10 protein-coding genes and 3 pseudogenes are annotated in these 12,699 nt (G+C 62.9%); 12 read left to right on the top strand and 1 reads right to left on the bottom strand.

Going from position 1 to position 12,699, the window contains the following annotated elements; all coding sequences use genetic code 11:
- Positions 1 to 69 precede the first annotated feature (69 nt).
- The 6 genes and pseudogenes from IVA92_RS26105 to IVA92_RS36110 all read left to right on the top strand — a co-directional run.
- Positions 70 to 816 carry a YebC/PmpR family DNA-binding transcriptional regulator gene (locus IVA92_RS26105; protein WP_247278104.1) on the top strand — a complete coding sequence of 249 codons (747 nt, stop codon included), beginning with the start codon at positions 70 to 72 and terminating at the stop codon, positions 814 to 816.
- A gap of 223 nt (positions 817 to 1,039) precedes the next feature.
- Positions 1,040 to 1,567, top strand: coding sequence for a crossover junction endodeoxyribonuclease RuvC (gene ruvC, locus IVA92_RS26100; RefSeq protein ID WP_247278105.1), 528 nt, complete (start codon positions 1,040 to 1,042; stop codon positions 1,565 to 1,567).
- Positions 1,564 to 2,181: a Holliday junction branch migration protein RuvA gene (ruvA, locus tag IVA92_RS26095; protein WP_247278106.1), complete on the top strand. Its 618-nt coding sequence runs from the start codon at positions 1,564 to 1,566 to the stop codon at positions 2,179 to 2,181. The genes ruvC and ruvA overlap by 4 nt, the downstream gene beginning before the upstream one ends.
- A 20-nt stretch (positions 2,182 to 2,201) precedes the next feature.
- On the top strand, positions 2,202 to 3,233 hold the full coding sequence (ruvB, locus tag IVA92_RS26090) for a Holliday junction branch migration DNA helicase RuvB (RefSeq protein ID WP_247278114.1): 1,032 nt from the start codon (positions 2,202 to 2,204) through the stop codon (positions 3,231 to 3,233).
- Between the two features lie 149 nt (positions 3,234 to 3,382).
- A complete protein-coding gene (locus IVA92_RS26085) occupies positions 3,383 to 4,306 on the top strand; it encodes a metallophosphoesterase (RefSeq protein WP_247278107.1) in 924 nt (307 codons plus the stop codon).
- A gap of 69 nt (positions 4,307 to 4,375) precedes the next feature.
- Positions 4,376 to 4,456: pseudogene (locus IVA92_RS36110) on the top strand (acyl-CoA thioester hydrolase); the annotation flags it as partial.
- Here the strand turns inward: IVA92_RS36110 and IVA92_RS26075 are convergent.
- Positions 4,438 to 6,141, bottom strand: coding sequence for a recombinase family protein (locus IVA92_RS26075; RefSeq protein WP_247278108.1), 1,704 nt, complete (start codon positions 6,139 to 6,141; stop codon positions 4,438 to 4,440). The pseudogene IVA92_RS36110 and the gene IVA92_RS26075 overlap by 19 nt on opposite strands.
- Before the next feature lie 1,143 nt (positions 6,142 to 7,284).
- Here IVA92_RS26075 and IVA92_RS26070 point away from each other — a divergent pair.
- The 6 genes and pseudogenes from IVA92_RS26070 to IVA92_RS26045 all read left to right on the top strand — a co-directional run.
- Positions 7,285 to 7,554 (top strand): hypothetical protein, encoded by a 270-nt coding sequence (locus IVA92_RS26070; RefSeq protein WP_247278109.1) that lies wholly within the window; start codon positions 7,285 to 7,287, stop codon positions 7,552 to 7,554.
- A gap of 182 nt (positions 7,555 to 7,736) precedes the next feature.
- A pseudogene (locus IVA92_RS26065) lies at positions 7,737 to 7,865 on the top strand (gfo/Idh/MocA family oxidoreductase); the annotation flags it as partial.
- Between the two features lie 226 nt (positions 7,866 to 8,091).
- Positions 8,092 to 9,249: pseudogene (locus tag IVA92_RS26060) on the top strand (DUF993 family protein).
- A gap of 31 nt (positions 9,250 to 9,280) precedes the next feature.
- A complete protein-coding gene (locus IVA92_RS26055; RefSeq protein ID WP_247278110.1) occupies positions 9,281 to 9,982 on the top strand; it encodes a TetR/AcrR family transcriptional regulator in 702 nt (233 codons plus the stop codon).
- 1 nt (position 9,983) lies between these two features.
- On the top strand, positions 9,984 to 11,177 hold the full coding sequence (locus IVA92_RS26050; protein ID WP_247278111.1) for an efflux RND transporter periplasmic adaptor subunit: 1,194 nt from the start codon (positions 9,984 to 9,986) through the stop codon (positions 11,175 to 11,177).
- A 70-nt stretch (positions 11,178 to 11,247) separates the two neighbouring features.
- Positions 11,248 to 12,699 (top strand): efflux RND transporter permease subunit (locus IVA92_RS26045; protein ID WP_247278112.1); only part of this gene is annotated, 1,452 nt, incomplete at its 3' end.

Genomic DNA, 12,699 nt, shown 5'->3' with positions numbered 1-12,699 from the left:
TTGGCGGCCTATAAGGCCGCGCCTCCCACCCATCGGCGAACGATCCCAAGACCCTTCAAGAGACCACGCATGGCCGGACATTCCCAATTCAAGAACATCATGCACCGCAAGGGGCGGCAGGATGCCCAGAAGTCGAAGCTGTTCGGCAAGCTGGCGCGGGAAATCACCGTCGCGGCCAAGCTGGGTACACCCGACCCCGCCATGAACCCGCGCCTGCGCGCCGCCGTGATCGCCGCGCGCCAGGAGAACATGCCGAAGGACAATATCGAGCGCGCCATCAAGAAGGCGCTCGGCAGCGAGGGCGAGAATTATGACGAGATCCGCTACGAGGGCTACGGCCCCGGCGGCGTCGCCGTCATCGTCGAGGCGCTGACTGACAACCGCAACCGCGCCGCGTCCGATATCCGCTCCTTCTTCACCAAGTCCGGCGGCAATCTCGGCGAAACCGGCTCGGTCTCCTTCATGTTCGACCGTACCGGCATCATCGAATACGATCGCAGCGTCGCGTCTGACGATGCCGTGCTGGACGCGGCAATCGAGGCCGGCGCCGACGACGTGATCTCCGGCGAGGGCGGACACGAGATCTACGCCTCGACCGAAAGCTATCGCGACGTCGCCAAGGCGCTGGAAGCCAAGTTCGGTGAGCCGCGCAAGGCCGCGCTGATCTGGAAGCCGCAGAACACGGTGTCGGTCGACGACGAGACCGGCGAGAAGCTGCTCAAATTGATGGACATGCTGAATGAGCACGACGACGTCCAGAACGTCTACGCCAATTTCGAGGTGTCGGACGCGCTGATGGCGAAGATGGGCGGCTAGGCCCTCAACCCTCCGCTGTCGTCGCCCGGCTTGACCGGGCGATCCAGTATTCCAGAGACGTTCGAACAATACCGATAAGCCGCGGCATACTGGATACCCGCCTTCGCGGGTATGACACCGGAATGTGTGCTGAGCGGCGGTGCGCCCCGCGGTATCCCACTTCCCCTGTTACTTCCGTTCTGTTTCTGTTTCGCTTCGGGCGGCCAGCCGCTATCACTGGCCCATGACTGCGCTCCCGATTCGCGGCCCCGTTCGCATCATCGGCATCGACCCCGGCCTGCGCCGCACCGGCTGGGGCGTGATCGAGGCTGAGGGCAACCGTCTGATCTACGTCGCCTGCGGCTCGGTGGAACCGCCGGACGACTTGCCGTTGGCGAGCCGGCTGCTTGCGATCCATGAGGGGCTCGCGGCCGTTCTGTCCGATCACCGGCCGATGGAAGCCGCGGTCGAGCAGACCTTTGTCAACAAGGACGGCGTTGCGACACTGAAGCTCGGCCAGGCCCGCGGCGTTGCCATGCTGGCGCCCGCAATGTTCGGCATCGTTGTCGCCGAATATGCGCCGAACCAGGTCAAGAAGACGGTGGTCGGCGCCGGTCACGCCGACAAGCAACAGATCGCGATGATGCTCAAGATTTTGCTGCCCAAGGCCGAGCCGCCGTCGGCGGATGCCGCCGACGCGCTCGCCATCGCCATCACCCACGCTCATCACCGCCAGAGCACCGCGCTCAGGCTGAAGGTCGTGGGGATATGATCGGCAAGCTCAAGGGGCTGATCGATACTTACGGCGAGGATTTCGTCATCCTCGACGTCGGCGGCGTTGGCTATCAGGTGCATTGCTCGTCACGCACGTTGCAGCATCTGCCGTCGCCGGGCGAAGCGGCCGTGCTGTCGATCGAGACTTATGTCCGCGAGGACCAGATCAAACTGTTCGGCTTTCGCACTGACCAGGAGCGTGAATGGTTTCGCCTGCTCCAGACCGTGCAGGGCGTCGGCGCCAAGGTCGCGCTCGCCGTGCTCGGCACCTTGTCGCCGGCTGACCTCGCCAATGCCATCGCGCTCCGCGACAAGGCGGCGGTCGCGCGCACGCCCGGCGTCGGCCCCAAGGTCGCCGAGCGCATCGTCACCGAACTGAAGGACAAGGCGCCGGCCTTTGCCAATGTCGATCCGGCCGTGGTGCATCTCGCCGGCGCCGTCGACGACCAGCGCGCGCCGCGCCCCGTGGCGGATGCGATCTCCGCACTGGTCAATCTCGGCTACGGCCAACCGCAGGCCGCCGCGGCGATTGCGTCGGCTTCGCGTAGTGCGGGCGAGAATGCCGAGACCGCGCAGCTCATCCGCCTCGGCCTGAAGGAACTCGCGAAGTGAGCGATCCCAAGGCCAATCGCATGGTCTCGCCCGAGCGCCGCAGCGATGATGTCGGCGACACCGCGCTGCGCCCGCAATCGCTGTCCGACTTCGTCGGCCAGCAGCAGGCGCGCAAGAACCTCTCGATCTTCATCGAGGCGGCGCGCAAGCGCGGCGAGGCGCTGGATCACGTGCTGTTCGTGGGTCCCCCGGGTCTCGGCAAGACCACGCTGGCGCAGATCGTGGCGAAGGAGCTGGGCGTCGGCTTTCGTGCCACATCGGGGCCGGTGATCGCCAAGGCCGGCGATCTCGCCGCTCTCCTCACCAACCTCGAAGAGCGCGACGTGCTCTTCATCGACGAAATCCATCGCCTCAGTCCGGCGGTGGAAGAGGTGCTCTATCCCGCGATGGAGGACTTTCAGCTCGACCTCATCATCGGCGAGGGCCCGGCGGCGCGCTCGGTGAAGATCGAGCTGTCGAAATTCACCCTCGTCGGCGCTACCACGCGCGCTGGCCTGCTGACCAATCCGCTGCGCGACCGCTTCGGCATTCCGGTGCGGCTCAATTTCTACACCATTGAAGAACTGGAAAGCATCGTCAGCCGCGGCGCGCGCGTGCTCAATGTCGGCATGACCGCCGATGGCGCCAACGAGATCGCGCGCCGCGCCCGCGGCACACCGCGCATCGCGGGCCGTCTGCTCCGCCGGGTCCGCGACTTCGCCTCGGCGGCCGATGCCGACAAGATCGACCGCAAGATCGCCGACCACGCACTCAGCGCGCTCGAGGTCGATGCCGCAGGCCTCGATGCCATGGACCGCCGCTACCTCACGACCATCGCGCAGAACTATGGCGGCGGCCCGGTCGGCGTCGAGACCATGGCCGCCGCTTTGTCCGAGCCGCGCGATGCGATCGAGGACATCATCGAGCCCTATCTGATCCAGTGCGGCTATCTCCAGCGCACCCCGCGCGGCCGCCTGCTCACCTCGCACGCCTTCCGTCATCTCGGTCTCGCCGAGCCCTCGCGCGACGCGGCCCAGTTCGGCCTGTTCGGCTCGGACGAGAGCGACGACTGATTTGCGCAAGTGCAAAGTGCTCCAGTTCTCATGAATTTCCGGTAATCTTGTGCAGGTCCCTGCACGGAGATGCAGACGGTCTGCACGAGCGCACCCCAATTCCGCTCCAATCGGGTCGCATCGAGAACCAGCATCACCATCGAGCGTCCATGATCACTCGCCGTCATTTCATCCGTTCCATCGGCGCCCTGTCCGCCCTCGGCGCCTCGACCGCGGCCTACGGTGTCGGCGTCGAGCCGATGCTGCGGCTCCGCGTTACCCGCTATCATCCGACGCCGCGGCAATGGCCGACGGATCTTCCGCTGAAAATCGCCGTCATCGCCGACATCCATGCCTGCGATCCCTGGATGCCGCTGGAGCGGATCGAGGCCATCGTCGACCGCACCAACGCGCTGAATGCCGACCTCATCGTGCTGCTCGGCGACTATGTCGCCGGCCTGCACCAGGTCACCCGTACCATCCCGTCGAGCGAATGGGCCAGAGTGCTGGGCGGCCTCAGGGCGCCGCTCGGCGTTCACGCCGTCATGGGCAACCACGATTATTGGGACGACAAGACCGTGCAACGGGCCGGGTATGGCCCAACCATCGCGCATCGGGCGCTGGAAGCGGCCGGTATACCCGTCTACGAGAACGATGTCGTGCGTCTCACCAAGGACGGCCGCCCGTTCTGGCTTGCGGGTCTCGGCGATCAGCTCGCCTTCCTGCCGGCGCGACGCTTCCGCAGCATGGTGCACTTCGGTGCCGACGATCTCAACGCCACGCTCGCCAAGGTCACGGATGACGCGCCGATCATCCTGCTCGCGCATGAGCCTAACATCGCGCCGCGCGTCCCGGCGCGCGTCGCGCTGCAACTGTCCGGCCATACCCATGGCGGTCAGGTGCGCCTGCTTGGCTGGTCGCCGGCGGTCCCGCCGCAGCATGGCATACGGCTCGCCTATGGCCATGTCCGACTGAAATGCGACGTGATCATCTCCGGCGGCCTCGGTTGCAGCATCATGCCGCTCCGCGTCGGCGTGCCGCCTGAGATCGTCGAGGTGACGCTGGGTGGGACGAGGCGGCCGGTTGTATCCTAGCTCGGCTTGCGCGGCCGGCGGTTTTTGCGCAAAACGGGCTGGTTATCGACAAGCCAAGAGGCTCGCGACGTGACAGCTCATCTCGACGGCGAGATCCGCGACGGCCGCCACCACATGCAGGTCCGCGTCTATTACGAGGACACGGATTTCCCTGACTTGCCATTGTCGTAGTAGGCAAACGTGCTGATTTCTCGCTCCTTGCTACGGTTTTCAGGGAAAAGCTTCTTGCCGTAAAGCGCGGAGCTGTTTAGGTAGGGGGTATATTCGTAGGGCATCCGCTTGGGAACCGGATGCACTACTATGCATTCAATCAAGTTGCGGAACGCGACGCGAGTTTCGATCGCCTTCGGATTCGTCTTGAGCGCGGTGACCAGCCTTCTAACCTCCGAACGGTATCCGTCACTGAATTTCGAGTGATCGAAGCCGATGACATTTTCGCCGCCACCGCCCAGCAGCCGCAAGCGCTCTTCAACGCTTTCCCGCTCCACGTCGCACTCATCGATCCGCTTGAGCAACTCGTCCGGCTTCCGACGGCTATTTGCGATGGCATATGACAGGCGTTCGATCTCGGTAGTCAACACGCGGCGTCGACGCTCTAGCTTAGCGTGTTCGCTGCCCTTGTTCCGATCGTTTTTGCGCTCCTCCTTCCAGGCACACATCGCCTCTTCAATGGCTTTCGGCGAAAGCAATTTCAGTTGGATTTTGTCGGAGGCATCCTCGAGCAGAACGTCCATGTCGAAGCTGCGGGTGTGCTCGCAGGTGCCCCGCTGATGCGCGCTCGCGCATGCCGCGCGCGGTGCACCGTTACGCGAGGATTGAGCGATTCGCATGTGGCCATTGCAGACGCCGCACCGGAGCACACCGGCAAGCGGGTGCTCATTGTTGCGCGGGATCACGGCGCGACGCCGCGGCTTGCCAGTCGGTCCGAACATAGATACGGCGCGCGCGCTACGAACCTCCTGCGCTCGATTCCAGAGCACTTGCGGAACGATCCGTAGCTCCGGCTTTTTGACTATGATGTGGCGCTCTTCTGGATTGCGGCGCTTCTGTTTCTTCTGGGTCTCCGGGTTGAGAATTGTCGAGCGAACGTTCCAATGTATCTCGCCGATATATAGATCGTTGCCGATAATGCCGCGACCATGCCGACCGCCTGTGATGCACTGATGATTCCAGGTGGTACGACCAGCCTTGTTCTTGTGACGAGTTGCACCGGGTGAGGGCACGCCTTCGCGGGTGAGATCAGCGGCGATAGTTCGGGTCGAGCGGCCCGCTGCATATTCGGTGAAGATGCGGAGCACAATCTTTGCTTCGTTCTCATCGATCACGCGTTCGCCCGGCGCGCCCGGCCTCGGTCGATAACCATAGGCGTATGAGCCAGGAATTCTTCCGTTGGCAACAGCGTTGTCATGGCCGCGCCGAACCTTTTCGGCGAGCTGCGGCTTGTAAATCGTGTTGTAGAGACTTGCAATGCTGATGTCAGTGGCGGTCGCATAGACCCCTTTCTGATCCATCAGCTCGACGCCATTGAACTCGAAAACCTGCTTGAGACGCTGGATGGTTGCGGGATCACGCGACAAGCGGTCGAAATGTTCAACCACGACCACGTCAAAGTCCTGGTTTCGCACCCCGTTGAGCAAACGTTGATAGCCGTCCCTCGCACCTTCGGTAAGACCAGATTTTGCGGCATCCACAAACTCGCCGATGACATCGAGGTTGTTGCGCAATGCGACCTTCCGGCAGAGCAATAGCTGACCGTCAATCGAGGTCGCCTTTTGCATGTCGCTGGAATAACGGGCGTATAGTACGGCCGTTTTCTTCGATGACGCTGTCGTCATGCCGGTCCTCTATCGGCTGCCCCGAACCGTGATGTTCATCCCGTGCGAGCTGACGTCCGATAGCACGCGCCAACTCAAACCAGATTTCGTCATTGTCCGGATTATCCCAGCTCTGACGATGGGAGGGGGCAAGCGGTCGAATGGTCGCTCGTTGTCTTCGGAGAGATCGGATGCGGGCACGCATTTGCAAACTCGCAAGCAGAAGCTAGCGTAAATTTCTGCGCCGCGCTACAGCCAAGCCGCAGCGATTACTCGCAACGCTTCGCTCATGCTGACCTCGGCAGCGTCGAATGAAAATGAATTTCTTGAAGTGCCGCGGCGCGCGTGAGGGCATTCCTGGCGATGAGGCGCGTAGTCGAGAGCAGATGTGCTAAGCAAAGCGGAGTAAAAATACTTACGGGTGACGGCGGCGTAAGTCTGTTGCTGGGGCCGGTGCATAGCGGACCCGTTCTCGGTTCACGCGGCTTCTCGTGCAGATGTGTAGTGGCTGCCGCGGAGCGCCGGCTCGTCCATCAATAAAATTTGGCCGCTGGCGGCGAATTGTAGCGCACAGCCCAGACGCGGTGGTCCGCCCCCAAGGAGCCGTCGCTGATTGGGTCTTTCTTATTCCGCTGGTTCGATCACCCCCCTTGCGTTGAGCCTCCCAGAGCAAGCATTCGCGTCTGCGTGAGCTCCGTAATCGCGCGTCGAAAAGCACTGTCAGAGAAACGCATAGTTCTGATAGAGTGCTCCCGCTCCGATATCCAAGGAGTTCAAAATTGAACTCGCTGCCCAGGTCCGTCCGGCGTCTGGATCCTCATGGATTTCCTCCATGTCGGCTGGCGAGACACCGTCGGATGATGCCCCGTGGCGCCTCACCAGCGCTGGCGAGATACGCGAACCGCTGGCCTGTGGTGGGAGGTGCACGCCGCCGAGTCTGCCGTCTCGGCTAAGATCGGGTTGGGCAGATACGGTTCGCCGTTTTCCACGAGGAATCAGCCAGCCCGCAACGGGAACCTCGCTCCGTCCAGGCGTTAGCATAGCCGCCCCGGTGCGTCGGAGTGGTGTAAATTATGTTTCTTCCTATTTTAATGAATGTTGTCGGGCTTATGCGTCCATGTTTTGCGGGAACGGAGACCGCGATGCCAAAGCATCAGACCTCGCTTGAAAAGATCGATCGGCGAGCGCGTGGCGGTGACGGTTGCGGCCGGCGACGTGCGCATCCGCCACGGCATGCGCGAGGTTGCGGTCCATAAGCAATCGGAAGGTCGCCGGCTGCGGATCATCGATTCCGCCCACCTCGACGGGGTTGCCGGTCGCACTGGCGCCTTCTGCCGACCGGCAATCGCGACACCGACAGTGCCGGCGCCTTCACTGCCCTCGTTGTTGCGTCCTCTTGCCGAATACGAAGCAGCGATCGGAGGGAGCTTCTGATGGCGCGTACAAAGAAAGCTACCGAAGCGCCAATCGATCGGCTCGAGGCCATGCTGGTGTTGCAGCTCTCCGGCATCCGCGACCAGCTCGACAACCTGCTCGAGGAGGCGGCGCGCGCGAACCTGTCGGCGCGTGAGACGCTGATCCTGCTGTGCGAGCGTGACATCGCGCGCAAGGATCATCACGTCTACGAGGATGAGCCCTACAAGTTCACGCTGCTCGAAGGCGTCAAACGTGTGCAGCTCGCCGAATCCGCACTCAAGAGCTGGAAGGAGCGGCGCTGGATCGACGTCGCCCCGATCAAGGCCTGAGGTCTATTGCACAAGTGTCGATGTCTGTTGAGCCGTCATTGCGAGCGAAGCGAAGCAATCCAGAATGCCTCCGCGGAGACAGTCTGGATTGCTTGGTCGCGGAGTTTAGGTCCGGCCGGCCGAAGGCCGGACCGGGTGGCTCCTCGCAATGACGGGGAGAGGTCCGAAATCATGAACAGGCCCGTCCAGCCGATGTCCTCATTGTCGCTCAAGCTGCCGAAAGCCGATCGTTCGATCGAGAATTCCCCGCAAAGCTCGAAGGTCCGCTCAACTGCATCGCGTTCTCGGCCGTGCACATTGTCGCCGATGCCTTTGCGACAACGATCCCTGGCTCTCGGTCGCGGTCGATTGGGACAAGACCATCGCGTTCCGCGAGCACGTCTGGGATCTCGGGCTTGGTGTCGCCGAGGCCATGGACAGCGCGCAGCGCGGCATGGGCCTGGACTGGCCGACCTCGCTGGAGCTGATCACGCGCTCGGTGTCTGCCGCGAAGCGGCGCAATGCGCTGGTGTTTTCGGGCGCCGGCACCGATCGTCTTGCCTGGAGGATGCCAAGACCATCGACGACGTGATCCGCGCCTATGAGGAGCAGATCTCCGCGGTCGAGAAGGTCGGCGGCCGCATCATTCTGATGGCATCGCGCGCTCGCAAAAACTCGGCCGGACGCCGACGACTACGCCAAGGTATATGACCGCGTGCTGCCGCAGGTTCGAGAGCGCGTGATCATCCACTGGCTCGGCGGCATGTTCGATCCCGCATTGACGGGATACTGGGCACAAGATCTCGACGAGGCGATGGACACCACCGTTGCCATCATCAACGGCAACGCCGCCAAGGTCGATGGTGTCAAGGTCTCGCTGCTTGACAAGCAGCGCGAGATCGACATGCGACGGCGCCTCGACAAGCGCATCAAGATGTACACCGGCGACGACCTCAATATGCGGAGCTGATCGCCGGGATGAGCGGGGTTTCTCGCACGCGCTGCTCGGCATCTTCGACGCTATTGCGCCGGCGGCGTCCTACGCGCTGTCGCGATTGGCCGCCGGCGACGAGGTCGGCACGACGTGCTCGGGCCGACGGTGCCGCTGTCGCGCCACATCTTCAAGGCGCCGACGCGCTTCTACAAGACCGGCGTCGTATTCATGGCCTATCTCAAGGGCCACCAGGACCATTTCACCACGGTCGGGGGCCAGGAGAGCGCGCGCTCAGGTTTGCCAATGTTCAGGTTTGCCAATGTTCAGATTGACAGCGCTAGCCTTGAGCGGATTTTGCCCAGCCGGGACGGGACTTCAACCGGATTCGCGGCGATCTCGGCTTCCGGCCGATTTAGAACCCGAGGATACCTTTTGATAGTCTCAAAGGTTGCGTCGCACCAATTAGCTTGACTTTAGCGCGGGTGAGTGCTTGCTCACTCACATGAGCTCATTGCGTATGACGAGCGACCTGAGGCGTCAATTGATCCTCCGTGCCGCGAAATGCTGTTTTGCCCGGCATGGCTATACCGGCACCACGACCAAGAGCGTGGCGGCCGCCGCTGCTATTTCCGAGGCGCTGCTGTTCAAGCATTTCCCCTCCAAGGCGGCGCTGTATGCCGAGATCCTCAGCGATGAGTGCGAGGCGGAACCAGCATTGATGGAGCTGCTCGAGCGGGAGCCGTCGACGGCTGCCCTGGTCGAGCTGATCCGCGGCATGGTCCGGCACTTCCTTCAGATCGCCGACGGTCCCGACCAGGAGGAGGCGCAGCGCCTGCGACTGATGGCCACGAGCCATTTGGATGGTGGCGAATTCGCCCGTTTGCTGTATGCCAAGATCGAAACGCTGATCGGGCCGGTGTTCGTTGCCGCGCTCGAGCGTGCCGTTGCCGCCGGGGACGCGCGGCCGTGGACCGGCCATCCGCTCAATCTTTTCTGGTTCGCGCATCATTCGCTGATGACGGCGGCACTGACCAGGCTGCCGGCCACGCCCTGTCTCGCTTACGGCAAGGCGAACGACCTCGAGCGGCAGCTCTGTGAGTTTCTCCTGAGAGGTATCGGACTTAACGACGCCGCAATTGCTGCGCATCTGGGCCACAATCAGGCCGCGAATGCCGGCAAGACGGCGATTGCAGAAAGTGCATGACATGAACATCGTGACCGAACACAAGATTTCGGGCGAACCGATCGACAACAAGGCTCCCAAGCGACCGGTTCGGCCGGTGCTGTGGTTCATCATCGTCGGCACGCTGCTCAGCGTGCTCGTCGGTGGCCTGGTCTGGTTCAACTATTTCCGCGGCCAGATGATCAAGCAGTTCTTCGCCAACAACAAGCCGCCGCCGACCGCGGTGAGTGCGGCTGAGGCGAAGTCCGAAGTGGTGCCGAACCTGTTGACCGCGGTCGGCGGCCTCGCCGCCGTGCACCAGGTCGACGTCAGTGCCGACGTCAACGGCCGCGTCACCGAGATCAAGTTCGAGCCCGGTACGCGTGTCGAAGCCGGCACGCCGCTGGCGCAGCTGTTCGACGCGGCCGAGCAGGGCGATCTGGCGAGCTTCAAGGCGCAGGCCACCGTCGCGCAGTTGTCACTCGACCGTGCCAAGCAGCTGGCCTCGCGCCAGTTCGGCCCGCAGGCGACCGTCGATCAGGCTCAGGCCGCCTACGACCAGGCGCAGGCCGGCATCGCCAAGACCGAGGCGCTGATTTCGCAGAAGCTGGTCCGCGCGCCGTTCTCCGGCGATCTTGGCATACGCAAGGTCGAGGTCGGACAATATCTGACGGCCGGCACGGCGATCGTATCTCTGACCGATCTGTCGCAGCTGTGGGCGAACTTCACGGTGACGGAAAAGGACTCGGGCAACCTCAAGGTCGGCCAATCGGTTCGGCTCAAGGTCGACGCCTATCCGGGCCGCACCTTCGACGCCAAGATCACCACGATCGAGCCGCAGATCTCGGCCGACACCCGCAACATCCGCGTGCAGGCGACCGTCTCCAATCCGGAGAAAATCCTGAAGCCGGGCATGTTCGTGACCACCACCGTGGTGCTGCCGGACAAGCCGGCGGTGATCACCGTGCCGGAGACGGCAGTCGACTACACGCTGTACGGCGACTCCGTGTTCGTGATCACCGAGAAGAAGGAAGAGGACGGCAAGACCAGCCTCTCCGCGGTGCGCACCTTCGTGCAGACCGGCAGCCGGGTCGAGGGTCGCGTTGAAATCCTCAAAGGCGTAAAGCCGGGCGACAAGGTCGTCGCCGTCGGCCAGCTCAAGCTGCAATCGGGCGCGGCGGTGTCGATTTCGACCGACCCCGCTCCGCAGATACCCGCGCAGCCACCGCGCTACTGATTCCCCACACTCAAGTGATCCGGCCTGGCCGGGTCACTTTTCTTGAGACATAGAAATCGAGATCGCCGCGATGGCCTTTACCGACATTTTCATCAAGCGACCGGTCCTGTCGGTCGTCGTCAGCCTGCTGATCCTGCTGATAGGCCTGCGCGCGGCGATGGTGCTGCCGATCCGGCAGTATCCGAAGCTGTCGAACACCGTCATCAACATCACGACCGTGTATCCCGGCGCATCCGCGGACCTGATCCAGGGCTTCATCACGACGCCGATTGAACAGGCGGTCGCTTCCGCCGAGGGTGTCGACTACATCACCTCGTCCTCGGTGCTCGGCACCTCGACGATCCAAGTCTACATCAAGCTGAACTTCGATCCGAACCAGGCGCTCACCGAGGTGCTGGCCAAGACGAACTCGGTCAAGTACCTGATCCCGAAGGAATCCAACGACCCGATCGTCACCAAGTCCACGGGCCAGACCACGGCCGTGATGTATCTCGGCTTCTCGTCCGAGGAGCTGTCGGGCTCGGCGATCTCCGACTATCTGACGCGCGTGGTGCAGCCGGTGCTGTCGACCGTTGACGGCGTGGCCTCCGCCGACATTTTGGGCGGCCAGACCTTTGCCATGCGGCTGTGGCTCGATCCGATGAAGATGGCCGGCCGCAACGTGTCCCCGGCCGACGTCTCGGCCGCGATCGCCTCCAACAACTTCCAGTCCGCGGCGGGCCAGACCAAGGGCTACCTCATCGTCTCGAACGTCTCGACCAATACGGGCCTGACCGACGTCAACCAGTTCAAGAAGATGATCGTCAAGGCCAAGGACGGCGGTTTCGTGCGGATGGAGGACATCGCCACCGTCGAACTTGCGGCCCAAAGCACGGACGCGAGCGTCGCCTTCAATGGCGAACACGCTATCTTCATTGGCGTGCAGGCGACCCCACAGGGCAACCCGCTGACGCTGGTCAAGGGCGTGCGCGCGCTGTTCCCCGAGCTCGAACGTAATTTGCCGCCGTCGATGAAGATGAAGGTCGCATACGATTCAACCAAGTTCATCCAATCCTCGATCGACGAGGTCGAGAAGACGCTGGGCGAAGCCGTGATCATCGTGATCGTGGTGATCTTCCTATTCCTCGCCTCGTTCCGTTCGGTCATCATTCCCGTCGTCACCATCCCGCTGTCGATGATCGGCGTCTGCACCTTGATGCTGGCCTTGGGCTTCAGCTTCAACCTCTTGACCCTGCTCGCGATGGTGCTGGCGATCGGCCTCGTGGTCGATGACGCCATCGTTGTGGTAGAGAACATCCACCGCCATCTGGAAGAGGGCAAGACGCCGGTACAGGCGTCGCTGCAAGGCGCGCGCGAAATCGTCGGCCCCGTCATCTCGATGACCATCACGCTCGCCGCCGTGTACGCGCCGATCGGCTTCCTCGGCGGTCTCACCGGTTCGCTGTTTCGCGAATTCGCCTTCACGCTGGCGGGCTCGGTGATCGTGTCGGGCGTGGTCGCGCTGACGCTGTCGCCGATGATG

This window comes from Bradyrhizobium sp. 154, assembly GCF_023073875.1.
In the GTDB taxonomy this organism is placed as follows: domain Bacteria; phylum Pseudomonadota; class Alphaproteobacteria; order Rhizobiales; family Xanthobacteraceae; genus Bradyrhizobium.
This window is presented reverse-complemented; position numbering and strand designations above follow the sequence as displayed.